Genomic DNA, 24,091 nt, shown 5'->3' with positions numbered 1-24,091 from the left:
GAGGGACGGCAATGGCACGAGCGCAGAGCACGGACGTCGAACGGTCGCTCGGGCGGCGGATGCGGGGCGCGGCCGGGCTGGCGGCGCTGGCCGGGCTGGCCTGGGTCGCCCGGGATGTGCCGGCGGCGCTCGGCGGCCGGCTCAGCGGGGCCCGGGCCGAACGGGCGGCCCGCTCGCCCCAGTTCCGCGAGGGCACCTTCCACAACCAGGCCGGCACCCGCACGATGGTCGCCGAGCCGGGCCGCAACCTCGTCCGCGAGCTGATCTTCGGCAAGCAGAAGCGACGCCCGACCGCACCCGTGCCGCTGCTGCGCTCCAGCGCACCCCACACCGTCGACACCGCCGACGAGCTGAACATCGTCTGGTACGGCCACGCCTCGACGTTGATCGAGATCGAGGGCCGGCGGGTGCTGCTCGACCCGGTGTGGAGCGAGCGGTGCTCCCCCTCCGGGCTGGTCGGTCCTCGCCGGCTGCACGAACCACCGGTACGCCTCGACGAGCTGCCGCCGCTGGACGCCATCCTGATCTCGCACGACCACTACGACCACCTCGACATGCCGACCGTCCGGGCGCTGCTGGCCGGGCAGTCCGCGCCATTCCTGGTGCCGCTCGGCGTGGGCGCGCACCTGGACCGCTGGGGCGTACCCGCCGAGCGGATCATCGAGCTGGACTGGTCCGAGTCCCACCGGGTCGCCGGGCTGGAGATCACCGCCACCGCCGCCCAGCACTTCTCCGGACGAGGGCTGCGCCGCGACGGCACGCTCTGGAGTTCGTGGGTGGTGGCCGGGGCGCGCCGCAAGGTCTTCTACACCGGCGACTCCGGTTACTTCGACGGGTACGCGGCGATCGGCGCCGAGCACGGGCCGTTCGACGTGACGCTGATGCAGATCGGCGCGTACGACCGGGCCTGGCCGACGATCCACATGTTCCCCGAGGAGGCGGTCGACGCCCACCTCGACCTGCGTGGCGGGCTGTTCGTCCCGGTGCACTGGGCGACGTTCAACCTGGCCCTGCACGACTGGTCCGAGCCGGTGGACCGGCTGTGGGCCGAGGCGAAGGCCCGCGACGTGCGCCTCGCCGTGCCCCGCCCAGGCGAGCGGGTGGTGGTCGACGAGCCGCCCGCCGTCGACGGCTGGTGGCAGTCGGTCGCCTGAGGCAGGCCACAGCAGGCATCGCCTGAGCCCGGTCAGAGCACGAAGGCGTCGGTCCAGAGCGCGCCGGAACGGCCGGAGAGCGCGTCCAGCATGGCCACCGCCTGACCGTCGGTGAGCTGCGCGACAAAGTCCACGATGGCCCGCCCCCGGGCGCGGCCGATCCGGTCCGGGATCCGCGGGTGCAGTTCCGCCTCGGCCAGCTCGACCAGGTCGTGCAGCCGGCGGGGCAGTCGCGACTCCTCCTCCGGGTCGAGCAGCCACTCCCAGAGCGCCTCGACCAGGGTGCCCAGCAGCCGGGCCTGCCCGCGCTGGTGCAGGGCGAGATCCGGTCGGGCCAGCACGAACCGGTGGTGGACGAACTTGAGCACCTGCACCTCGTGCCACTGCGCGCAGCCCAGCAGCACGTGGCCGGAGCGCACCGACGGCCGGTCGGTCACCGTGATCGCCTCGACGAAGCGGGTGGACCAGCGGGCGGAGAACCGCGCCACGTACTGCTCGGCCTCGATCGAGCCGTCGAACGGCATCGCCAGCAGCCCGTCGACCAGCTCCTCGCGGACGTGCTCGACGGCGGCGGCGAACGCGTCGTCGTCGGCGATCCAGGCGTCCTTGCGGTGCAACTGCCGACGCAACCGCTCGATCGCCGCCCCCGGACGCCGGGCCGCGGTGGCCAGCGCCGCGTCGGTGATCGCCCGGAAGTGCCCACTCTCGCGCTGCCACGCCATCAACTCGGCGGACACCGACCCCTGTTGGAGCACACCGACCCGGTAGAAGTCCTCCACGTCGTGGATGGCGTACGCGATGTCGTCGGCGGTGTCCATCACCGACGCCTCCACGGTCTGCTGCCAGTCCGGGATGCGGCCGGCGAACGGCTCCCGGGCCTGCCGCAGGTCGTCGAGTTCGGTCCGGTACGCGCCGAACTTCGACGAGCCGCTCTCCGGGTCGTCCGGCGGAGGGGTGGCCCCGCGCGGCGGCGGGTCCATCGTGCGCGGGTGCGGGTCGGGGTGGTCCAGCCGGGTCCACGGGTACTTCAGCATCGCCGCGCGGACCGCAGCGGTCAGGTCCAGCCCGGTGGTGGCCGCGCCGCGGATCTCGGTGCTGGTGACGATCCGGTACGACTGGGCGTTGCCCTCGAACCCGTCGGCGAGGCCGAGGCGCTGGCGGGCCAGCCGGTCCAGCACCCGCTCCCCCAGGTGCCCGAACGGCGGGTGGCCGAGGTCGTGTGCGAGCGCAGCGGCCTCCACCACGTCGGGGTCGCAGCCGCCGAGCTTGTCCAGCAGGTCACGCCACCGCTCGTCGGCGTTCAACCGCTCGGCGACCGCCCGGGCTACCTGGGCGACCTTGAGGCTGTGGGTGAGCCGGTTGTGCACCAGCAGCCCGGAGCCGACCGGGCTGATCACCTGGGTGACACCGCCGAGGCGGGCGAAGAACGGCGAGCCGACGATCCGGTCCCGGTCGGCGCGGAACGGGTTGGCCGTCAGGTCGCCGAGGGCCCGGGCGCTGCCGCCGAAGAGCCGCCGGGCGCGCGGCTCCGCAGGTGTTTCCATGATCGCCACGCTAGCGCAGGGCCGCTGGCACCGCCGCCGGTCACCCCGGCCGGGCGCGGCGACAGCGTCGGGGGCCGCCCGGCAGAATGCAGGCGGTACCCGCTCTTTGAAGGCGGATCGAGTCGAAGGCGGATCGAGATCGTGACCCAGTCTGTTCATCAGCGGATCGCCGGCGAGCTCGGCGTGGCCGAGCGTCAGGTGCGGGCGGCCGTGGAGCTGCTCGACGGCGGCGCCACCGTGCCGTTCATCGCCCGTTACCGCAAGGAGGCCACTGGCCTGCTCGACGACACCCAGCTGCGCACCCTGGAGGAGCGGCTTCGCTACCTGCGCGAGCTGGACGAGCGGCGGGCCGCCGTGCTGGAGTCGATCCGCGGTCAGGGCAAGCTCGACGAGGCCCTGGAAGCGCAGATCATGGCCGCCGACTCGAAGTCCCGGCTGGAGGACATCTACCTGCCGTACAAGCCGAAGCGGCGGACCCGGGCGCAGATCGCCCGCGAGGCCGGGTTGGCGCCGTTGGCCGAGACGCTGCTGGCCGACCCGACCCAGGACCCACGGGCCACCGCCGCCGGGTTCGTCGATGCGGAGAAGGGCATCGCCGACGCCGCCGCCGCGCTGGAGGGCGCGCGGGCGATCCTCATCGAGACCTTCGCGGAGGACGCCGACCTGATCGGCACGCTGCGCGAGCAGATGTGGTCGCGAGGGCGCCTGGCTTCCCGGGTACGCGAGGGGCAGGAGACCACGGGCGCCAAGTTCTCCGACTACTTCGACTTCTCCGAGCCGTACCCGAAGCTGCCCTCGCACCGGATCCTGGCCATGTTCCGGGGCGAGAAGGAGGGCGTGCTCGACCTGACCATGGAACCGGAGGAGGCCGGCGAGTCCGACGCCGCGCCGACCGGCCCGACCCGTTACGAGGCCGCCATCGCCGGCCGGTTCGGGGTCTCCGACGCCGGTCGCCCGGCCGACCGCTGGTTGACCGACACGGTCCGCTGGGCCTGGCGTACCCGGATTCTCATCCACCTCGGCGCGGACCTGCGGATGCGGCTGTGGCAGGCGGCCGAGGAGGAGGCGGTGCGGGTCTTCGCGACCAACCTGCGCGACCTGCTGCTGGCCGCGCCGGCCGGCACCCGGCCCACGATGGGCCTGGACCCAGGCCTGCGGACCGGCGTGAAGGTGGCCGTGGTGGACGCCACCGGCAAGGTGCTCGCCACCGACACGATCTATCCGCACGAGCCACGCCGGCAGTGGGACGCGTCGGTCGAGACCCTCGCCCGGCTGGCCGGGGCACACGGGGTGGAGTTGATCGCGATCGGCAACGGCACCGCCTCGCGGGAGACCGACAAACTGGCCGGCGACCTGATCAAGCGGCACCCGCAGCTCAACCTGACCAAGGTGATGGTCTCCGAGGCCGGCGCGTCGGTCTACTCCGCCTCCGCGTACGCCTCGCAGGAGCTGCCCGGGATGGACGTGTCGCTGCGCGGCGCGGTCTCCATCGCCCGACGACTCCAGGACCCGCTCGCCGAGCTGGTCAAGATCGACCCCCGGTCGATCGGGGTCGGCCAGTACCAGCACGACCTGTCCGAGGTGAAGTTGTCCCGGTCGTTGGACGCGGTGGTGGAGGACTGCGTCAACGCGGTCGGGGTGGACGTCAACACCGCCTCGGCGCCGCTGCTGACCCGGGTCTCCGGGATCGGCGCCGGGCTGGCCGAGAACATCGTGCTGCACCGGGACGCCAACGGGCCATTCCGGTCGCGTACCGAGCTGAAGAAGGTGGCGCGGCTCGGTCCGAAGGCGTTCGAGCAGTGCGCGGGCTTCCTGCGCATCCCCGACGGCGACGACCCACTGGATTCCTCCAGCGTGCACCCCGAGGCGTACCCGGTGGTGCGCCGGATCCTCTCCACCACCGGTCAGGACCTGCGCTCGGTGATCGGTAAGAGCACCATCCTGCGGGGGCTGCGGGCCACCGACTTCGTCGACGACCGGTTCGGTCTGCCCACCGTCACCGACATCCTCGCCGAGCTGGAGAAGCCGGGCCGGGACCCTCGCCCGGAGTTCCGCACCGCCACCTTCGTCGAAGGAGTGGAGAAGATCGGCGACCTGACGCCGGGCATGGTGCTCGAAGGCGTGGTCACCAACGTGGCCGCGTTCGGCGCGTTCGTCGACGTCGGGGTGCACCAGGACGGTCTCGTGCACGTCTCGGCGCTGTCCCGGACCTTCGTGAAGGACCCCCGCGACGTGGTGAAGTCCGGTGACGTGGTCAAGGTCAGGGTGCTCGACGTGGACGTACCCCGTAAGCGCATCTCGCTGACCCTGCGCCTGGAGGACGAGCCGGGAGCCGCCGGTGGCGGTGGTCGGACGAGCCAGGAGGGGCGTGGCGGCCCGGCGCAGCGCGGGCCGCAGGGTGGGCCTGCCGGTCAGGGTGGTCGCGGCGCGCAGGGTTCCCGGGGCGGGCAGGGTGGCGGTCAGGGTGGTCGCGGCGGTCAGGGTGGTCGCGGCGGTCAGGGCGGCGGGCAGGGTGGCCGCGGCGGGCAGCAGCGGCAGGGTGCGCCGGCACCGGCCAATGACGCGATGGCGGAGGCCCTGCGCCGCGCCGGCCTGGCCTGACCGACCAGCGGGGCGCGCAGCCCTCCGCTCGACCAGCTCGGGATGTCGCCCCATGCGGGCGGCATCCCGAGCACCCAAGATTCTGTCGACCTCGATCGCCGGTCTGCCCGGCGTGCCCCACGGCACGGCACGGGTCCTCACGGCAACCTGTCGAGCTGCCCCACTCGTGGGGCGAGTCCGTGTGGCGGCGGTCCAGATCTGGGGCAGCTCGACAGGGGCCGCACGCATCGGGCTCCCCAGAATCTGCATGTGCCGTCGGAGTGAGGGAGCCACGGAGGCAGGATGCGGACCCCGGGGGAAATCGGCTCGCCTGGCAGCGCAGCGATGCGTGATGATCTCGCGGTGAAGATGCACGCCGATCAGCTCGTCGTCAGCGCCGAGGTGGTGGCCGCCCTGGTCGCCGAGCAGTTTCCCGAGTGGCGGGCGCTCCCCGTTCGTCCGCTCCCCTCGACCGGCACGGTGAACGCCCTCTTCCGGCTCGGTGCGGAGATCGTCCTGCGGTTTCCCCTGCAACCGACGGCTGGCGACGAGCTGCGGGCCGAGCTGCTGCGGGAGCAGGAGCACGCCCGGCTGCTCGGCCGGCACCTGCCGATCGCGGTGCCCGAACCGCTCGGCCTCGGTGAGCCGGGCGAGGGGTACCCCGGGCCGTGGACGGCGTACCGCTGGATCCCCGGAGAGCCGATCCACCCCGGCCGCTTCGGCGACCTGGACGCCTTCGCCCGCGACCTGGCCGGCGTCGTCACCGCCCTGCACGCCATCGACACCGGTGGCCGGGCCTGGTCCGGGTCCGGCCGGGGCGGCCCGCTGGCCGACCAGGACGGCGGAGTGCGGTCGGCCCTGGCCAGCAGCGCCCAGCTCACCGACACCGCTCGGCTCGCCGAGGTGTGGGACCGCTGCCGGGCCGTTCCGCGGTATCAGGTGGCCGACGTGTGGATCCACGCCGACCTGATGCCGGGCAACCTGCTGGTTCGCGACGGCCGGCTGGCCGCGGTCATCGACCTCGGCGCCGTCGACGTGGGCGACCCGGCGGTGGACCTGATGCCGGCGTGGAACCTGTTCGACGCCGGGTCGCGGGAGACGTACCGGCGGGCGCTCGGCGTGGACGATGCGACGTGGGAGCGCGGGCGCGGATGGGCGCTGGAGCAGGCGATCAACGCGCTGCCGTACTACGTCGAGACCAACCTGGTGATGGCCGCGATCGCCCGGCGCACCCTGCGGGCCGTCCTCGACTGAGCCGCGTCGCGTACCGTCGGCGTCGTGAGTGAGCCGGACGGCCGTACGTGGCGGGATCAGCGGCAGCAGGCGGTGCGGGCGCACGCCGACGCGGACGCGCGGCGGCGGGCCGCCGAGCAGGCCGAGGCGGCGAAGCTGGTTGCCTGGTTCGTGACCGAGGCGACCCGGCGGGGGCTGCGCACCACCCGGCTGGTCGCCCGGGGTTACGACGGGCGCGGTCGCTACCGGACCAGGCTGACCGGCTGGTACGTCGACCGGGCCGAGACCCGGGCGGTGGACGTGGACGGCCGGTTCCACCTGCTGACCGTGCCGGGCGGTCTGCGGGCCCGACTGTTCGGCGTCGACCCGGAGCCCAGCCCGGCGCCGTTGGTGGTCGGGGCCGGTGGCCGCGACGGTGAGTCGATCCCGTTGCGGACGCTGCTCACCCGGTTGCTGAACGAGGGGACCGGCGAGCCAGGCCCCTCCACCAGACCTGCTGCACCACGAGGGTGAGCAGTCCGGCCAGGACGATCGCAGCCAGGTTGATCACCAGTTGGAGGGCCGAGCCGCCCGCTTCGTCCCACGCTCCGTAGGCGGCAGCCACCGCCACGTTCGCGGCGGCCGGGACCGTGGTCACCGAGATCAGCACCCCGACCAGGCTGCCGGACTTCTTCGACGTCAACGAGAGCATCCCGGCCACGCCGGCCAGAAGACCGACCACCCAGGACAGCGCGTCCGGCCGCCAGATGAAGTCGGTGAGCGGACGTTCGGCGAGCAGCATCTCCCGACTGACCAGGCCAACTGCGGTCAGCGCCCAGGTGCTCAGCACTGTCGCCACCATGGCCGCCAGGAACCCGACCACGAGAGCCTGCACCGAGCGGCCGATCACCCCGAGCTGGCGGCGCAGCAACGCCACGCACAATGCGGCGAGGGGGCCGAACTCCGGACCGACCACCATCGCCCCGACGATGAGAATCGGCTGGTCCAGCAGCACCCCGATGCCGGCGATCATGGTGGCCACCACGATCAGCACGAGGTAGGTGCCGGACAGTTCCGTCTGCTCGCCGGTCTTCGCGGCGATCTCGTCCCAGACGACCGCGTCCGCGCCACTGCCCGGTGCGTCCTCCGCCGCCCGGTCGGCCGCATCGGAGATGGTCAGCTCGACGTCGTCGGCCGCGATGCCGCCGCTGGTGTCCACGCCGATCCGCCGCAACTCCCGCAGCACGCGGTCAGCGCTCTCCCGCACCACGTCGCAGAGGATGAGATCACCCGGTGGTTGTCGGGCGGCACCAGGCAGCACGGCGAGGTGAGTCACCCCCGCCTCCGCGGAGAGCAGGTCGACGACCTCCGTCGACAGGTCCACCGGGGCGATCACCCTCAGGTGCAGCACGCCATCCCCCTCGCCCGACCGGCCAGTTCTTTCCTCGCCTGACTGGCCGACGCGACTCTACCGCCCGGCCTGTCGACGCCTGGAGCTGCACAAGGCCGCTGATCTGGCCGTGTCCGACTGCGGGGTTTCGGGGTTGATCGGGGGAATGCGGACTGACTGTCGCTATTCGGTGACACCGCGTCATGTGTACCCGATATGACAAATGAGTACGTTTTGTGTAAATCATGTGGGAGGTCACACCGTGTCGGTGCCTGATGGTCTCGTGGACGCCGATCTGTCACTGCCCCGGAGCAGCCCGAAGCGGGGCAAGCGAGTCGCCGACGTCGTCGTGGCGGCGGTCCTTCTCATCCTGGTCACGCCGTTGCTGATCGTGGTGGCGGCTCTGGTCGCGATGGGTCTCGGTCGCCCGGTGCTCTTCCGCCAGTGCCGCGCCGGACTGCACGGACAGCCTTTCGAGCTGGTCAAGTTCCGCACCATGCGGCCACCCAACCTGAGCCTCGGCCTGGTCGGAGACCGCGATCGACTCACCCCACTCGGGCGTTGGCTGCGCGCCACCAGTCTGGACGAGCTGCCCACGCTCTGGAACGTGCTGCGCGGCGACATGAGCGTGGTCGGCCCGCGCCCGCTGCTGCCCGAATACCTCAGCCGCTACTCCCCCCGGCAGGCCCTACGGCACGAGGTCCGGCCCGGCGTCACGGGGTTGGCCCAGGTGCGGGGGCGCAACAGCTTGAGCTGGGAGGAGAAGCTGGAATTCGACGTGCGGTACGTGGAGAGCCACAACCTCCGGGTGGATTTGTCGATTCTCGCCGCGACCGTGCGGACCGTGCTGCGCCGCGAGGGAATCAACGCGGCCGGGTCCGCGACCGCGCCGGAGTTCCTCGGTACGCCGCCTCGCCGTCCGGCACCTCCGCAGCGCGACCGGACACCGGCGTGACGACCCGCTGGGGAGCCGGCCGATGAGCCAGACGATCCACCTGTCCCCACCCGACGTCGGCCCTCTCGAAGAGTCGTACCTGGTTGCGGCCCTGCGTTCCGGCTGGGTGGCGCCGGCCGGCCCGGACCTGCAGGCCTTCGAGCACGACATCGCCGAGCGGGTCGGCACCGGCGGCGCGGTGGCGGTCAGCTCCGGCACCGCCGCTCTGCACCTGGCTCTGCTCGGGGTCGGCGTGACGCCTGGTGACGTGGTCATCGTGCCCACGCTCACCTTCGTCGCCACCGCCAACGCGGTCCACTACATCGGCGCGCGTCCGGTCTTCGTGGACTGCGACCCCAGGACCGGCAACCTCGACGTCGATCTCACCGCCGACCTGCTGCGTCGGCTGCGATCGCGCGGCGAGCGGGTTGGCGCGATCGTCCCGGTGGACATGTTCGGCAGCTGCGTCGACTACCTCTCGCTGGTCCCGGTCTGCGACGAGGCCGAGGTCCCCCTTGTGGAGGACGCCGCGGAGGCGCTCGGGGCGAGTCACCGGGGGCATCCCGCCGGCTCCTTCGGGCACGCCGGCGTGCTGTCGTTCAACGGCAACAAGATCATGACCACCTCCGGCGGCGGGATGCTGGTGAGCGACGACGTCGCACTTCTCGACCGGGCCCGCCACCTCTCCACCCAGGCCCGCGAACCGGCGCGACACTACGAGCATCGGGAGACCGGCTACAACTACCGGCTCAGCAACCTCCTCGCGGCGCTCGGCCGGGCCCAGTTGCTCCGGCTGGACGAGATGATCGCGCGACGCCGCCAACTACGCGACCACTACGCCAAGCTCTTCGCCCCGGTGCCGGGCGTCCAACTCCTCGGCGCCGAGGACACCGAGTCGAACTGCTGGCTCACCGTCATCACCGTCGAGCGGGAGCGGTGTGGTTGGCAGGCCGACGACCTGGCGGCCCACCTGGCCGAGCGGGACATCGAGACCCGGCCAGTGTGGAAGCCGATGCACCTTCAGCCCATGCACGCCGGCGCGGAGAGCCTGCTCAGCGGTGCGGCGGAGCGACTCTTCGCCGACGGGCTCACCCTGCCCAGCGGGAGTGCCCTGACCGAGCCGCAGATCGCACGGGTGCTGGCCGCGATCGACGAGTTCCTGGCCGCTCGAACGGGAGGGCCCGCCGCGTGACAACGGGACTGGTGGTGGTCGGCTGCGGCGGCCACGGCCGGGAGGTGCTGACCATCGCCCGGGCAGTCAACGAGGCCGCCAGCCGGCCGATCTGGCAACTGCTGGGCGTCGTCGACGACCGACCCAGTGAAGAGAACCTGAAACGGTTGCAGCGACTCGACGTGCCGTACCTCGGGGACGTGGCCTGGCTGCGCGACGCGCCCCCGGCCACCCGACACCTCATCGGGATCGGCGATCCCCGGATCCGCCGCGCCATCGGCGGCCACATCGACGGGTACGACACCGAGGCCGCGAGTCTCGTCCACCCGGACGCCACCATCGGGCCGGACACCGAGTACGGGCCGGGTTTCGTGGCCTTCGCGGGAGCCAGGGTCACCACGAACGTCACCCTCGGCCGGCACGTCCATCTCAACCAGAACGCCACCGTCGGCCACGACAGCCGCCTCGCGGACTACGTCTCGGTCAACCCGCTCGCCGCCGTGTCCGGTGACTGCCACCTGGGCGAGGGCGTGCTGATCGGGACCACCGCCGCAGTGCTCCAGGGCCTACGGATCGGACGGGACAGCACGGTCGGGGCCGGTGCCTGCGTCGTCCGGGACGTACCCGATCAGGTGACGGTCAAGGGCGTTCCGGCCCGCTGAAGGCACCGGACCTACAGCCTATTCAGCTCACAAACACCGAAAGCGCCCAACAGCGCCGCTTTGGCATGTAACAAGAACAAAGAGCCTAGAGGCTCCTTGCGTCGTGTGGGCGGAAGGAGCGTGCGACGGGACAGGGAGCCAGCACATGCCGCAGGACACCGAGAACACGCAGCACGCGGACCGGCAGGCGCGGCGGGCCAGGGCCCGTCAGCGCACGGCCGGGTTCCTCGCCACCGACACCACCGCCTGGGTCGGTGGATTCGTCACGGCCGCGTGGACCCGGTTCGAGTTCCAGCCGCCCCCGGGACAGCTGGGACGGGCAGCAGCGGTCGGCGTCGTGGCGGCGGTCGTACACGTGGCGGTGGCGGCGCTACGCCGGCTCTACTCCGGACGACACCCGCTGGGCAGTCTGCAGGAGGTTCAGGGCGTCGCCGGGACCGCCATCACGACGGGGGGCATCGTGCTGCTCGCCCTGCTGCCGTCCGGCGAGCGACCGGTTCCGGCAAGCACCCCTCTGGTCGGCGGCGCACTGGCCCTGCTCTTCATGCTCGGCGCCCGGTTCGCGTACCGGCACCGCCGCGACCTCGCCATGCGGCCGGACGTCCGGTCGTCGACGCCCGTGCTGCTGTTCGGGATGGGTGACGCCGGCCAGGGCCTGCTCCGCGCGATGCTCAGCGACCCGCGCGGCCGGTACCTGCCGGTCGGCGCGCTTGACGACGACCCAGACAAGCGCGACCTGCGCATCGGCGGGGTGCGCGTGCTGGGTGGACGGCGGGACGTCGGCACCTCGGTCCGGCGTACCGGCGCCACCACCGTGATCTTCTCGGTGGCCAACGCGGACGCCGCGTTGATCCGCCAGATCCGCGAGGCCACCCTCGAGGCCGGAGCGGTCTTCAAGGTGCTGCCACCGGTGCGGGACCTGGTCGACCACCGGATCACCGTCACCGACGTCCGGGACGTGCAGGTCAGCGATCTGCTCGGCCGACGGCAGGTGGTCGGCGACCTGCCGCTGAGCACCAACAGCCTGACCGGCCGGCGGATCCTGGTCACCGGCGCCGGCGGGTCGATCGGCTCCGAGCTGTGCCGTCAGGTGATGAAGGCCAACCCGGGCGAACTGATGATGCTCGACCGGGACGAGTCGGCCCTGCACAGTCTTCAGATGTCGCTCGCCGGGCGGGCCATGCTGGACGGGCCCGAGCTGATCCTCGCCGACCTTCGCGACGACGAGGGAATTCGGCGGATCATCCGGGAGCGCCGGCCGGAGATCATCTTCCACGCGGCGGCGCTCAAGCACCTGACGCTGCTGCAGCGGCACCCGGGCGAGGCGATCAAGACCAACGTCTGGGGCACCCTGTCGGTGCTGGACGCCTGCCAGGACGTGGCGAAGTTCGTCAACATCTCCACGGACAAGGCCGCAGATCCGATCAGCGTCCTCGGTTACTCGAAGCGGATCACCGAGCGGTTGACGGCACACGCCGCGTCCCGGTTCCCCGGCACGTTCCTCAGCGTCCGGTTCGGCAACGTGCTGAGCAGCCGCGGCTCGGTGGTGACGGCCTTCCAACGGCAGATCGAGACCGGCAAGCCGCTGACCGTCACCCACCCGGACGTCACCCGCTATCTGATGACCCTGCAGGAGGCCGTCCACCTGGTGCTTCAGGCCGCCGAGATCGGCCGGGACGGGGAGGCGCTGGTGCTCGACATGGGCGACCCGGTGCGGATCGTCGACCTGGCACGCCAGATGGCCGACCAGGCGTCCAGTTCCGTGCCCATTGTCTACACCGGTCTGCGGCCCGGCGAGAAGCTGCACGAGGATCTGCTCGGGACCGGCGAGGTCGACACCCGACCGCTGCACCCCCTGGTGTCCCACGTGGCCGTGCCGGCGCTCGACCCGATGGAGGTCAGCGGGCTCGACCCGTACGAGGACGCGGCTAAGGTCGTCGAGCACCTCGCACTGCTCTGCACCCAGCCGACCGACCCGGTGGTGGAGGGTCCTCTGGGCGTACCACTGCAGTCGCGCTGATCGCGCGACCGGGCTGACGCATCAGGGCCGGCGACCGCGGGGGTGCGGTCGCCGGCCCTGTCACTGCCTGGCTCAGCGGCGGATGCCCGCCCAGTCGTGGTGCCGGCGGACCGTGGAGAGGATGAAGTCGACCACCCGCCGGGAGGTGTCCGGCACCTGGTAGTCGGCCGGGCAGGGCACCCCTCGTGCCTCGACCTGGGCGACGGTGACCCCGATTGCCTCGACCACGCCCTCCGGGTCGAGACCGGTCATGATGATTCCGCCCGCGTCGAGTGCCTCCGGACGTTCCATGGAGTCGCGCAGGGTGACCGCCGGGAAGCCGAGGATCGCCGCCTCCTCACTGATGGTGCCGCTGTCGGAGAGGGTGCACCGGGCCTGGCTCTGCAGGCGTACGTAGTCGAACAGACCGAAGGGCTCGTGGAAGGTGATGCCGTCGGCGCTGAGGTCGACGTCGGTCAGGGCCTCCAGCCGCTTTCGCGTGCGGGGGTGGGTGGAGACGAGCACAGGCAGCCCCCAGGTCTGCCGTACGGCGCGGAGGCAGTCGAGCAGCCGACGCAGCCGGGCCGGCTGGTCGACGTTCTCCTCCCGGTGGGCGCTGACCACGAAGTAGCCGTCGGGTTCGAGGCCGAGCTGGCGCAGGATTCCGGAACCTGCGATGTCCGCGGCGTAGTGGTCCAGCACCTCACGCATGGGCGAGCCGGTGTGCAGGATGCGGCGCGGGTGAAGCCCTTCGGCGAGCAGGTTGCGCCGGGCGTGCTCGCTGTAGACCAGGTTGAAGTCGGCAATGTGGTCGACCAGACGCCGGTTGGTCTCCTCCGGGACGTTGAGATCGAAGCAACGGTTGCCGGCCTCCATGTGATAGACGGGCACTCGCATCCGCCGTGCCATCAGGGCGGCGATGCTGCTGTTCGTGTCGCCGAGGACGAGGAGCGCGTCCGGCCTCAACTCGGTGATGGCCGTCTCCATGCCGGTCAACACGCCGCCCAGAACCCGTCCCAGCGAGGACGTGTCCACCCGCAGCGACCGGTCCGGCTCCCGCAGCCCCAACTCCTTGAAGAAGACGTCGGAGAGGGTCGCGTCCCAGTTCTGCCCGGTGTGGACCAGCACGTGCTCCACGGTCTCGTCGAGCGCGGTCATGATCCGGGACAGCCGGATGATCTCTGGTCGGGTCCCTACCACGGTCATCACCCGTGTCATGTGTCCACCCTTCGCCGATGACTGCGCCGGATTCCGTCTCGGGCCGGCAATTCGATCGTTGGACAAACGAGTCGAGATAGCCGGTGGTAGCGGCATTTTTAATGAAAATTAGTCGCTTACCAAATTTGTCAGCGGTTATCCGGCTTCCCAGGTCATTGGTCTGCTTAGGACGGTATGGTCCGGATCTATGAAGACTGCGAACTCCCCTGAAATGGCGGAGAGGGCTGGAGGAGAAGTGATTTCCTCGCTTTCGGACCGACGTTTCCTGATCACCGGCGGGACCGGCTCCTTCGGCCAGACCATGGTCCGTCGCCTGCTCGACGCCGGGGCCTCCGAGGTGCGGGTCCTCAGCCGCGACGAGTCGAAGCAGGACGCGATGCGGCACCGCATCCGCGACGACCGCGTCCGTTACTACGTCGGCGACGTACGCGATTACGACTCCGTGGCCAAGGCCAGCCGGGACACCGAATTCGTCTTCCACGCCGCTGCTCTCAAGCAGGTCCCCTCCTGTGAGTTCTTTCCACTGGAGGCGCTGCGGACCAACGTGTTGGGCAGCGCCAACGTCGTGGACGCGTGCGAGCGCAACGGCGTCGAAGCTCTGGTGCTGTTGAGCACCGACAAGGCGGTCTACCCGGTCAACGCGATGGGCATGACGAAGGCGCTCATGGAGAAGGTGGCGCAGGCCCACGCGCGCAACAACCCGGCCGCCCGGACCCGCGTCTGCTGTGTGCGCTACGGCAACGTCATGTACTCGCGGGGTTCGGTGATCCCGCTGTTCATCGACCAGATCCGCAAGGGGACACCGCTGACGGTGACCGAGCCGACGATGACCCGCTTCCTGATGTCGCTGGAAGAGTCGGTGGATCTGGTGGAGCACGCCTTCCGGCACGGCCAGCCCGGCGACATCTTCATCCGTAAGGCAGACGCCTGCACCATCGGCGACCTGGCGACGGCGCTGTGCAACCTGTTCGGGGTCCCCGTCAAGATGAACGTCCTCGGGATCCGGCACGGCGAGAAGCTCTACGAGACCCTCGCCAGCCGCGAGGACCTGTCCCGCGCCGAGGACTTCGGGGAGTTCCTCCGGGTGCCGGTGGACAGCCGGGACCTCAACTACGCCCTCTACTTCGAGGAGGGCAGCGTCGACCGGGGCACCCAGGACTTCAACTCGCACAACACCCGGCGTCTCGTCGTTCCGGAGATCGAGTCGCTGCTGCTGAACCTGCCGGAGGTGCGGGCGCTCCTCGACGCCGTCGCGGCGTGAGCGCCCCGGCCAGAAATGGCGGACGGCCCGACCGGGTCGCACTGGTCAGTCAGTGGTTCCCCCCGGAACCGGCGCCCTTCGCCGAAGGCATCAGCGACTCGCTGCGCCGACAGGGCTTCGACGTCGACGTGCTCACCGGGGTGCCGAACTATCCGAAGGGCGTCGTGTACGACGGATACTCGGCCCGCCGACGGACCGTCGAGCTGCGCGACGGCTCCCGGGTCGTCCGTACGCCCCTGCACCCGAGCCACGACCGGTCAGCGGTCGGCCGGGCCGCCAACTACCTGAGCTGGGCGGCGTCCTCGTCCCTGCTCGGCTCGTCCGTGCTGCGCAACGCCGACGTCGCTCTGGTCTACTCCTCGCCGGTCACCGCCACGGCCGCGGCCATGACGGCACGGCGACGCTGGGGCACCCCGTACGTGACCATGGTGCTGGACCTCTGGCCGGACTCCATCTTCGCCACCGGCTTCCTCACCGACGGGGTGGCCCGCCGGCTCGCGGAGGCGAGCCTCGGCTGGTTCACGGACCGGACGTACCGCTGGGCCGATCACGTCACGGTCCCGGCGCCCGGCCTGCGGGACACGATCATCGCCCGGGGCGTCCCGGCCGAGAAGGTCTCGGTGGTCTACAACTGGGCCGACGAGAAGGTCATGCAGCCGACCGAACCGGAGCCCGGCCTACGCGCCCGGCTCGGCCTGCACGACGACGACTTCGTGCTGATGTACGCGGGCAACCACGGCCCGGCGCAGCGACTCGACACCGTGATCGACGCCGTGGCCCGGCTGCACGACCTGCCGGACGTCCACCTGGTCCTGGTCGGCGACGGGGTGGAGAAGGACGCGTTGATCGCGCAGGCGGCGCGGAGCCGACCCGGTCACGTCCACTTCCTCGACCAGGTCCCGCCGGACCGCTTGGCGGCCCGGATGGCAGCCGCCGACCTGCACCTCGTGTCCCTGGCGAACGATCCGCTGTTCAGCATCACACTGCCCAGCAAGGTCCAGTCGATCCTGGCCTGTGGCCAACCCGTGCTCGCCTGCGCGCCCGGCGACGCCGCCCGGGTCGTCCGGCACGCCGGCGCCGGCTTCGACGCCCGACCGGAGGACCCGGCGAGCCTGGCCGAGGTCGTCCGGCAGGCCAGGCAGACGCCGCGGTCGCGGCTGCGGGCGATGGGACGGGCGGGCCGGCACCACTACCTGACCCACATGAGTCAGGCGACCAACGTGCAGGTCCTCGCCGACCTGCTCACCGAAGCGGCACGGCGGGCCAGGAGCGGCACCCGCCGGGACAGGGAGTCACGATGACCCGACGCGTCCTCGTCCTCGGAGCGACCGGGATGCTGGGCCACGCACTCGTCCGGGAGTTGAGTGAGGATCCGGGGCTCGACGTGTACGGCGCCGCACGGAGCATGGAGGGCCGCGCGCACCTCTTCTCGCCCGAGCTGCTCGCCCGGATCACCCCCGCCCTCGACGTCAGCCGGTTCGACCAGGTGCGACAGGTGATCGACGACATCCGCCCGGACGTCGTCGTCAACTGTGTCGGCGTGATCAAGCAGCGCCCGGATGTCCAGGATGCCGTCCACACTGTGATGCTCAATGCGCTCTTTCCGCACCTGCTGGCCGACGCCTGCGCTCAACTCGGCAACCGGCTCGTGCACGTCAGCACCGACTGCGTGTTTTCTGGCAAGCGCGGTGGCTACCTGGAGGACGACCTGCCGGACCCACCCGACCTCTACGGGCAGTCCAAGTTGCTGGGCGAGACCAGGTCGGCTCCCGCGCTCACCCTGCGCACCTCGATCATCGGGCACGAGTTGACCACGAACCGGTCACTGCTGGACTGGTTCCTCTCTCAACAGGGTCTGGTGCGCGGGTTCACCAGGGCGATCTACAGCGGAGTGACAACCGTCGAGTTCGCCCGACTGCTGCGCGAGGTCATCCTGCCCCGCGAGGACCTGACCGGGCTGTACCACCTCGCCGCGGAGCCCATCTCGAAGTACGACCTCCTCCGGCTGGTCGCCGACGTGTACGGCTGGAGGGGCGAGTTGCTGCCGGACGTCGACTTCGTGATCGACCGGTCGATGCGCGCCGACGCGTTGGCGCAGACCACCGGTTACCGGCCGCCGGCCTGGCCGGACATGATCCGGCTGATGCACGACGTGCGAGCCAGGTGGAGCATCCCCGAGGCACTGGCGAGCCGACAGACCGCGCCGGTCTGACCGCACGTACACCGGGGGTCGGCTGCCGGCCGGCCTCTCCGCTGACACATCTGCGCGACGACGACGGACCGGTGGGGCACTCTCCTCGCCCCATCCCCGCAGTCGACCAGGACCACCAGCCGCCGCCGATCCAGGCCGGCAGGAGCCGAAGGACATCACGTGGTAGAACGCCTTGGCCTCGTCGCCCTCGTCGTCGGGGCAGTCTGTCTCACGGCGGTCACGACCGCCTTCGCCCTGGACGAACCGATGATCGCCGCCGGTGCGGCGCTCCTGATCGCCGCGCTCTATCTCACGCGGCGCCTCGACGCTTTCCGACGGATCCTGGCCGTGGCGACGATCCTGCTGGTCTGCGCCTCGTCCAACATGCCGTCGCTGGTCACCTTCAGCTTCTACGCGCGGTACCTCGCGGTCGGCTGCCTGATCGTCTGCGCGTTGAACGGGCGGGACAGCCGGATCCGGCCAGCCGACAACTGGACGCGCCTGTTCATCACCGCGCTCTGGGCGACCGCGGGGCTGGCCACGCTGAGCAGCGTGTGGTCGATCGCCCCGTTGCACACCCTCCAGCAGGGCGTCGCGCTGCTGCTCCTCGCCGCGCTCGCCCACGTGTTACTGCGCCGGCGGTGGGCCGACACAGCGGCCGTGGCCACCGACCTGCACGTGGTCTACGCGGTGCTCAGTCTGTCGCTCGTGGTCAGTCTCGGCTACGGGATCGCCGGTCGCGCGTCGGCCACCTCGTTCAACGACCGTTTCCAGGGCCTGTACGCCAACCCGAACATGCTGAGCATCATCTGTGCCCTGACGATTCCGCTCGGCTGGGCGCTCTACCAGCAGTCGCGCAAGCGGGCACAGTTGCTCGGCGTCGTGCCGGCGCTCATCGCCGTCCCGCTCACCGAGTCCCGCACCGCGTTGATCGCCGTCGTCGTCGGCGGCCTCTGGGTGGTGCTCCGGCACGGGGCCGGACCGATGGCACGCCTGCTGGTGGTAGCGGTCGGGGGCCTGGGGTTGGCGTACCTGTTCGGCATGGTCCCCAGCGTCGTGGGTTCGACCTGGGCGCAGACCTTCGCCGCCCGGTTCACCGACCCGGACAACGGCGATCTCTCCAACGGACGCACCCAGACCTGGCGGGCGGCCTACGAGCTGTGGCAGAGCCGTCCGACGCTGGGCTTCGGCTACGCGTCGGGAATCCACCTGTTCGAACAGACCCGTCAGAACGGCTTCTTCGACGTCAGCGTCAACCTGGTGCACAACAGCTACCTTCAGTGGCTGCTGGAGCTGGGGGTCATCGGCGTCGCCCCGCTGCTCCTGCTCCTGCTCGCCGCGATGCGGGCGGTACTGCTGGCCCCCATCGGCGCACTCAACTCGGGTCTGGTCTGGCTCATCGTCACCGGTCTGCTGATCCAGGTCACCGAGTCGACGATGTTCGGTATGGGTCAGCCCTACCCGTACGTGTTCTGGCTGGCCGTGGCCGGCGTCCTGGTGAAGACCCGCTCGGGGCGCCACTTCTCCGGGGTTCCCGCCGCCGTGTACATCTCGGCACGTGTCAACGGCGGGCCGTACCCGCACAGCTCGACGGGTCGGCGGCAGCCGGCCGGTGCGCACGGTTCGGCCCGGCGGGAACGGGTGCCCGTGCGGTAACACCCCGACCGGGAATGCCGGACGGCCACCCCACCGGGGCGGCCGTCTGTCGTTTCGCGGAACCCGCGCGTCAGCTCGCCGCACCCGGGGGGTCGAGGAAGGCCGTCACCCGTGCCCGCCAGGCTCGGTGGTCGAAGGACTCGCGGGCCGTCCTGCGGGCCGCTCGGCTCATCGCCGCCCACTCCTCGTCCCGCAGGCGCAACGCCCGCTCGATGCCGCGCTGGACGTCCTCCGGACCGTTGCCGTCGAGCACGAGGCTTTCCACCCCGTCCCGCACGTACGCGGCGAGGTCGCTGGTGTAGTTGAGCATCACCGGACATCCGGCGGAGAGGCTCTCCGGCACCTTGGACGGGAAGCCGTTGGCGGCGTATCCCCCGGTGGGGCGCACCAACAGCGAGAAGTGCGCCTCGGACAGCAGAGTGAGCACCGTGTCGCGCGGCACCCGGCCGAGGAACGTCACCTCGGCCGACACCGAGTCCAGCACCGAGACGTCCAGGTCGGACAGCGCGGCGGCGTCCTGGCGGGTGACCCCGGCGATGGTGAGGCGTACCCGTGCCTGGTCCTGCGGAGACAGTCGGCTGATCCCGCGGAGGATGACGTCGAGCATGTCCTTGCGGCCGGGGGTGCCGGCGTACAGCAACCGCAGCCCGCCGGTCAGCGAGGACGGCCGCGGCTCGGCGAACTCGTCGCAGTCCACCTGCGGCGGCACCACCAGCACGTCGAGGCCACGCCGTTCGAAATAGCCGCCGAGGGTGGTCGACACGGCGATGGCCCGGTGGACGAGACGGGTGGCCAGGAAGGTGGACCAGCGGTGCCGAACGAAGTACGGGGCCAGCCAGCCGCGCCGGAACTGGCGACGGTCGTGCCGCTCGCTCGCGTCCACCACCACCGGGCAGCGCAGCGCGAACCGCAGGACCGCCCAGTTGCCCAGGGTCATCATGGCCATCGGCAACAGCACCACCGAGATGTCACCGCGCACCACGCCCCGACGGCGCATCGCCCGCAGCACCCGCACCGGACGGGCGAGGCGGGCCGACATCCGGGTGACGCGGTTCCTCCCGGGGTCCGAAGCGTGATCAGCTCGATGCCCGCGACCTCGTCGCGCTGCGGTGGCACGGACCCGTCGGACGGCCAGTCGTTGACCACCAGGGTGTGCGTGCCGTGCGGCGCCGCACACCGGGCGAGTTGCAGCAACCGGTTGGAGGTGGCGTCACCGTACGGAAAGCGGTAGTGGCCGATCAGGAGCGGACGTGGCTGCTCCGTCCGCCGCGCCGGGCCGTCGTGCCTCCCGTGGTCGGTGCCGAGCACCGTCGTCTGGTCGTTCATCTGTCTCACCGTTCCGAAGCGGCGGGCAGCCGACTTCTGTTCTTGACAACGGGTACGGACGGCGGGCCTTCGGGCAGCCGCCGCCGGTAGATCGCCAGGTGCGTCTCGACTGCCGCCTCGATCGCGAAGGGGCTCGACTGGAAGCGTCTGCCGGCCGTGTCGGGATCGGTCGCCATGGTGTGGCCGGCGGCGCTCGCCACCGCCGCCGCCCACACCGCCGGCGCCGCGTCGGTGTCGACGATGGTGACGCCGGGCAGGTGCTCGTCGATGAAGCGCACACCGGGCAGGTCGGCGGCGACCGTGCCGATCCCCAGGGCGATGGGTTCCAGCACACCGCCCGGCAGGCCTTCCAGGCAGGACGGGTGTACGACAACGTCGGCCTGGCGGAGCAGGCCGCCCACGTCGTCGCGTGGGCCGAGCAGGTGTACCCGGTCGGCGACGCCGTGTTCAACGGCGGCGGCTCGCACGCGGGCCTCGTCGTTGTCGTCCGAGGGGCCGATGAGGACGACATGGGCGTCGACGCCCTGATCGCGCAGACCGGCCAGGATCGGTGGCAGGAGCCAGCGCCGCTTCTCCGGCGAGGCCCGGCCCACGCTCACGCAGAGCAGGTCGTCCGGGCCGGCCCCGGTCAGGGCCCGCAGGTGGTGGCCGGTCGGCCGGTGGAGCCGGTCGAGGTCCAGACCGTTGAGCACTACCTGACACCGCGGGTCGTCGCGCCAGGCCCGGTGATAGCCACAGGTGAGAGCGCTGGGCGAGACCCCCAGGATGTCCGTGGCCGACGCTCGCAGGAGCTGTCTCCAGACCCACCGCTGCGCCCGCCGACGCAGGTTGCGGTGCTGGTTGTCGTCACCCCGGAAGTGGGCGACCCGGGTCGGTACGCGGCCGAGCAGCGCGAGGCAGAGAAGCGCGCCGGAGAAGTTCGCGCAGTCCACGTGCACCACGTCCGGGCGCAGCCGCCGCAGCAGCCGGAGGAAGCGCAGCGGGAACCGGGCGTCGAGCGGGATCGGGATGACCGACCCACCGTGTCGGACGGCCGCCTCGGCCAGGGGTCCGGGCCCGATCCGGTCGCTGAGCGTCACGAAGTGGACCTCCGTCCCGGCGGCTGCGAGACGGGGCAGCAACTCGGCGGTCCGCATCTCCGTACCCCCGAAGTTCAGCTCGCCGAGGACCCGCACCACCCGGCACCGGCCGTCGTCGCTCCGACTCCCCGGGCCGACGCCGACGTCGGCGCTGCCGAACACGTCCTCGGACATTCCGCCTCCTTGCGCTGCGGTCCGGCTCCTCGTCACGGGCGGACCGCCCGGACAACGGCTGCCGCCGACCTGTCGACCTGGCGGCCCGGCCGCTCCCGGTCCAGTCCCAGCAGCCGCGTGAAGTACGCGCCCCGCTCGAACGCGTCCGGTTCCGGGACCACCGTCCGGTCGATCTCGTCGAGCGCGTCAGCGAGGCTCGCCACGTCCGCGGTGCGGTACGGGGTCAGGGCACTGCCCGCGACCTCGCGGGACTGCGCGCTGTCCGGTGCCAGCACCGGCAGGCCGTAGACGCGTGCCTCGGCCAGCGGGTAGCCGAAGGACTCCACCAGGCACGGGAAGAAGACGGCCGTCGTGCGGCGCCAGTGTTCGGAGAGTTCGTGGTGCGGCAGCTGCCCCAGCAGATCCAGTCGCGGATGCCGGGCCAGGTCATCCGGCAGATCGTGGGGGTGCGCGGTCATCCGTACCCGGGCCGGGTGCTGGCGTCGGTCCAGCGCGGCCAGCAGCACGCGGACCTCCGCTACCACGTTCTTGAACGGTGACGGCACGACCGGGACGAGGATCGACACCTCGTCCGTGGGCACCCGGGGGCCGACCGGGCTGACCGGGTTCGCTAGCACCAGCAGCCGGTCGCGTACCGCCGGCACCCGATCGGCAACCCGTTGCGCCATGGCCGAGCACGGAACGGCGATCACGTCGGCCCGATGCAGCATCCGCCGGACCACGGGAATCTGCGCCCGCAGCGACCGGGGTTGCAGCGTCAACAGCCGCCCCTCGCTGGGTGCCAGGAAATGCAGGGCGTTGTGCACCAGCACCCGCCGCTCGGTGCCGCGCCAGGCGAACGAGACGTTGTTCAGCGAGACGACCACGGGGGCGCCTGCGGCGGCGACCTCGCGCCGCACCAGCCACGACGGCGTGAGGTGGCGGTCCCGTCCGATGACCCGGATCGGGGCGGTGCCATCGGCGAGGAAGACGTCGAGTTCCGTCTTGAGACGTCCGGCACCGCCGCCCGCCCCGCCCGCGGCGTCGATGACGATCTGCGCCTGTTTCATCGAAGGACTCCCCTAGCTGTTGAAAGAGGACCGGCCGGCTGACGATCCCCGCCGGCCTGGACGGCGGACGGTCACACCGCCACCTCGGAGCCGCTGCGCGTGGTGACACGGTCGGACCTGGCCAGCGCGCGCCGGTACCCGGCGATGGCGGCGGGCCACATGGTGAGCAGGTAGGCCAGGCAGCCGGCCAGCGGCAGGCCCACCAGCCCGAACTCCCGCAGCCCTGCGAGCTTCAGCGCCGTCGCGAGCAGCAGGAAGGCCGCCCAGCCGACGAACTGCGGGCGGAGGAGGCCGATGCTGTTCTGTACGAGAAGCAGCGGGGAGGCGACCGCCACCAGGAACGACCAGAGCGCAAGCCCGGCCAGGACGGCGACCGGCACCACCGCCGTGTCGACCCCACCGACCCACACGTCGAGCAGCCGATGACCGAGAACGACCAGCGCGAGCCCGGCCGTCCCCACGATCAGGCCGTTGAGCAGCACCATCCGTCGGGTGGTGCGGCGTACCCAGGCGGTGTCGCCGCGGGCGAGGGCGGCCCCGTTGGCCGGCCAGACCGTCATCCCGACCAGCGCTACGAACAGTGACAGGACGCCGAAGAGCTTCCCGACGACCGCGTAGTACGCGGCGACGCTGAGCCCGAGCACGTGTGCGATCAGCGGGCTGTCCACGTTCAGCGCGATCGACGACATCGCCGAGAGCGCGAAGAACTGGAGGCCCAGCCGGAGCAGGCCCTTCGCCGTGGCCCGGTGCACCAGCCCGGGTCGCGGTCGGGCGGTGGACTCCTGCCGCCAGAAGTAGGCGAGTGTGTTGATCAGGTTGGTCAACGGGACAGCCAGCACGGCGCAGGCGATCACCGTCAGCGGGCTACTCCCGGCGGCGATCGCGACGAGCACGGCCACCATCGAGGCCAGGGCACCGGCCGCCTGCCACGCGTTGCTCTGGGTGACCTGCGCGCGGGCGTACTGGACCCGCTGAATCAGGGAGAGCGGAACGTTGATCGCGAAGGCGCCGAAGCAGAGCAGGGCCAGGGCCGACGCCTCCGCGGCGATGGCGGGGTCGGTGACGCCGAACACCCGGGCCCAGGGCACCACGGGTTCGATAAGGACGAGTCCGGCCAGCAGGGCCAACGCGACCACACCGAGCGTGGCGTACGCGCTGGAGATCTCCCGCGCCCGCTGGCGAGGGTCGTCGGCGAGAAGACTGAGCCGGGTGAGCAGGCCGTTGCCGAGCCCCAGGTCGGCGAACCAGGCCATCCCGGTGAGCGCGGTGATCGCCATCCACAGGCCGTAGCGCTGGTCACCGAGATATCGGAAGCACGCCGGGGTGATGACCAGGGGCGCGGCGAGACCGACCCCCTTGGCGACCAGGGAGGTGGCGATGTCCACGCTGAGTCTGTGGTCGCGTCCCGAGGGCAGGAGGCGCGACAGGCCGCGGCGGGATTGGACCTCCGTCGTGGCCGGTGCGCCGGGGTCAGGAGGTGGGCGGGGCGGG

General features: G+C 71.4%; 19 protein-coding genes. 12 read left to right on the top strand and 7 right to left on the bottom strand.

The genetic code is table 11. The annotated features are described in order from the left end of the window. Window positions 1-11: 11 nt before the first annotated feature. The gene (locus AC3CF1_RS29845) at window positions 12-1,154 is read left to right on the top strand and encodes an MBL fold metallo-hydrolase (protein WP_099852002.1); all 1,143 of its coding nucleotides are present in this window, start codon (window positions 12-14) and stop codon (window positions 1,152-1,154) included. 32 nt (window positions 1,155-1,186) lie between these two features. Here the strand turns inward: AC3CF1_RS29845 and AC3CF1_RS29840 are convergent, their stop codons facing one another. Continuing rightward, window positions 1,187-2,698: a deoxyguanosinetriphosphate triphosphohydrolase family protein gene (locus AC3CF1_RS29840; protein ID WP_354980510.1), complete on the bottom strand. Its 1,512-nt coding sequence runs from the start codon at window positions 2,696-2,698 to the stop codon at window positions 1,187-1,189. A gap of 141 nt (window positions 2,699-2,839) precedes the next feature. Here AC3CF1_RS29840 and AC3CF1_RS29835 point away from each other — a divergent pair, with 141 nt between their 5' ends. The 3 genes from AC3CF1_RS29835 to AC3CF1_RS29825 all read left to right on the top strand — a co-directional run bounded on the left by AC3CF1_RS29835 (window position 2,840) and on the right by AC3CF1_RS29825 (window position 7,024). Next, on the top strand, window positions 2,840-5,299 hold the full coding sequence (locus tag AC3CF1_RS29835) for a Tex family protein (protein WP_488451773.1): 2,460 nt from the start codon (window positions 2,840-2,842) through the stop codon (window positions 5,297-5,299). Between the two features lie 324 nt (window positions 5,300-5,623). After that, window positions 5,624-6,532: an aminoglycoside phosphotransferase family protein gene (locus AC3CF1_RS29830; RefSeq protein ID WP_488451772.1), complete on the top strand. Its 909-nt coding sequence runs from the start codon at window positions 5,624-5,626 to the stop codon at window positions 6,530-6,532. Window positions 6,533-6,556: 24 nt separating this feature from the next. After that, entirely contained in the window at window positions 6,557-7,024 is a 468-nt protein-coding gene (locus AC3CF1_RS29825) for a hypothetical protein (protein ID WP_488451771.1), read from the top strand. On the opposite strand, the gene AC3CF1_RS29820 is transcribed toward AC3CF1_RS29825, so the two are convergent. Continuing rightward, complete coding sequence (locus AC3CF1_RS29820; protein ID WP_088947253.1) at window positions 6,954-7,901, bottom strand: DUF389 domain-containing protein; 948 nt, start codon at window positions 7,899-7,901, stop codon at window positions 6,954-6,956. The genes AC3CF1_RS29825 and AC3CF1_RS29820 overlap by 71 nt on opposite strands. A 247-nt stretch (window positions 7,902-8,148) precedes the next feature. Between AC3CF1_RS29820 and AC3CF1_RS29815 the strand changes: the two genes are divergently transcribed. The 4 genes from AC3CF1_RS29815 (at window position 8,149) to AC3CF1_RS29800 (ending at window position 12,667) form a co-directional block, all read left to right on the top strand. Beyond that, window positions 8,149-8,835, top strand: a complete 687-nt coding sequence (locus AC3CF1_RS29815; RefSeq protein WP_354980507.1) for a sugar transferase — start codon at window positions 8,149-8,151, stop codon at window positions 8,833-8,835. Between the two features lie 22 nt (window positions 8,836-8,857). Beyond that, window positions 8,858-10,006, top strand: a complete 1,149-nt coding sequence (locus tag AC3CF1_RS29810; RefSeq protein ID WP_488451770.1) for a DegT/DnrJ/EryC1/StrS family aminotransferase — start codon at window positions 8,858-8,860, stop codon at window positions 10,004-10,006. Continuing rightward, window positions 10,003-10,647, top strand: coding sequence for an acetyltransferase (locus tag AC3CF1_RS29805; protein WP_488451769.1), 645 nt, complete (start codon window positions 10,003-10,005; stop codon window positions 10,645-10,647). The genes AC3CF1_RS29810 and AC3CF1_RS29805 overlap by 4 nt, the downstream gene beginning before the upstream one ends. 145 nt (window positions 10,648-10,792) lie before the next feature. Further along, the gene (locus tag AC3CF1_RS29800) at window positions 10,793-12,667 is read left to right on the top strand and encodes a polysaccharide biosynthesis protein (RefSeq protein WP_488451768.1); all 1,875 of its coding nucleotides are present in this window, start codon (window positions 10,793-10,795) and stop codon (window positions 12,665-12,667) included. A gap of 72 nt (window positions 12,668-12,739) precedes the next feature. On the opposite strand, the gene wecB is transcribed toward AC3CF1_RS29800, so the two are convergent. Then, window positions 12,740-13,864, bottom strand: coding sequence for a non-hydrolyzing UDP-N-acetylglucosamine 2-epimerase (gene wecB, locus AC3CF1_RS29795; protein WP_354980503.1), 1,125 nt, complete (start codon window positions 13,862-13,864; stop codon window positions 12,740-12,742). A gap of 235 nt (window positions 13,865-14,099) precedes the next feature. Between wecB and AC3CF1_RS29790 the strand changes: the two genes are divergently transcribed. The 4 genes from AC3CF1_RS29790 (at window position 14,100) to AC3CF1_RS29775 (ending at window position 18,972) form a co-directional block, all read left to right on the top strand. Next, window positions 14,100-15,125 (top strand): polysaccharide biosynthesis protein, encoded by a 1,026-nt coding sequence (locus AC3CF1_RS29790; protein WP_488451767.1) that lies wholly within the window; start codon window positions 14,100-14,102, stop codon window positions 15,123-15,125. After that, a complete protein-coding gene (locus AC3CF1_RS29785; RefSeq protein WP_354980501.1) occupies window positions 15,122-16,426 on the top strand; it encodes a glycosyltransferase family 4 protein in 1,305 nt (434 codons plus the stop codon). Before AC3CF1_RS29790 ends, AC3CF1_RS29785 begins: the two co-directional genes overlap by 4 nt. Beyond that, window positions 16,423-17,337, top strand: coding sequence for a dTDP-4-dehydrorhamnose reductase family protein (locus AC3CF1_RS29780; RefSeq protein ID WP_354980500.1), 915 nt, complete (start codon window positions 16,423-16,425; stop codon window positions 17,335-17,337). Before AC3CF1_RS29785 ends, AC3CF1_RS29780 begins: the two co-directional genes overlap by 4 nt. Before the next feature lie 159 nt (window positions 17,338-17,496). Continuing rightward, window positions 17,497-18,972, top strand: a complete 1,476-nt coding sequence (locus tag AC3CF1_RS29775) for an O-antigen ligase family protein (RefSeq protein WP_488451766.1) — start codon at window positions 17,497-17,499, stop codon at window positions 18,970-18,972. Between the two features lie 70 nt (window positions 18,973-19,042). Here AC3CF1_RS29775 and AC3CF1_RS29770 read toward each other — a convergent pair whose 3' ends face one another. The 4 genes from AC3CF1_RS29770 to AC3CF1_RS29755 all read right to left on the bottom strand — a co-directional run bounded on the left by AC3CF1_RS29770 (window position 19,043) and on the right by AC3CF1_RS29755 (window position 23,985). After that, window positions 19,043-20,011, bottom strand: a complete 969-nt coding sequence (locus tag AC3CF1_RS29770) for a glycosyltransferase (RefSeq protein ID WP_488451765.1) — start codon at window positions 20,009-20,011, stop codon at window positions 19,043-19,045. 292 nt (window positions 20,012-20,303) lie between these two features. Further along, complete coding sequence (locus AC3CF1_RS29765) at window positions 20,304-21,551, bottom strand: glycosyltransferase family 4 protein (protein ID WP_488451764.1); 1,248 nt, start codon at window positions 21,549-21,551, stop codon at window positions 20,304-20,306. A gap of 32 nt (window positions 21,552-21,583) precedes the next feature. Next, window positions 21,584-22,600 carry a glycosyltransferase gene (locus AC3CF1_RS29760; protein ID WP_488451763.1) on the bottom strand — a complete coding sequence of 339 codons (1,017 nt, stop codon included), beginning with the start codon at window positions 22,598-22,600 and terminating at the stop codon, window positions 21,584-21,586. A gap of 71 nt (window positions 22,601-22,671) precedes the next feature. Beyond that, window positions 22,672-23,985, bottom strand: coding sequence for a lipopolysaccharide biosynthesis protein (locus AC3CF1_RS29755; RefSeq protein ID WP_354980495.1), 1,314 nt, complete (start codon window positions 23,983-23,985; stop codon window positions 22,672-22,674). Window positions 23,986-24,091: the final 106 nt, after the last annotated feature.

The organism is Micromonospora sp. MGP-C2, assembly GCF_057766525.1.
Note: the sequence above shows the minus strand (reverse complement) of the source record. Positions and strands in the feature narration are given on the sequence as shown.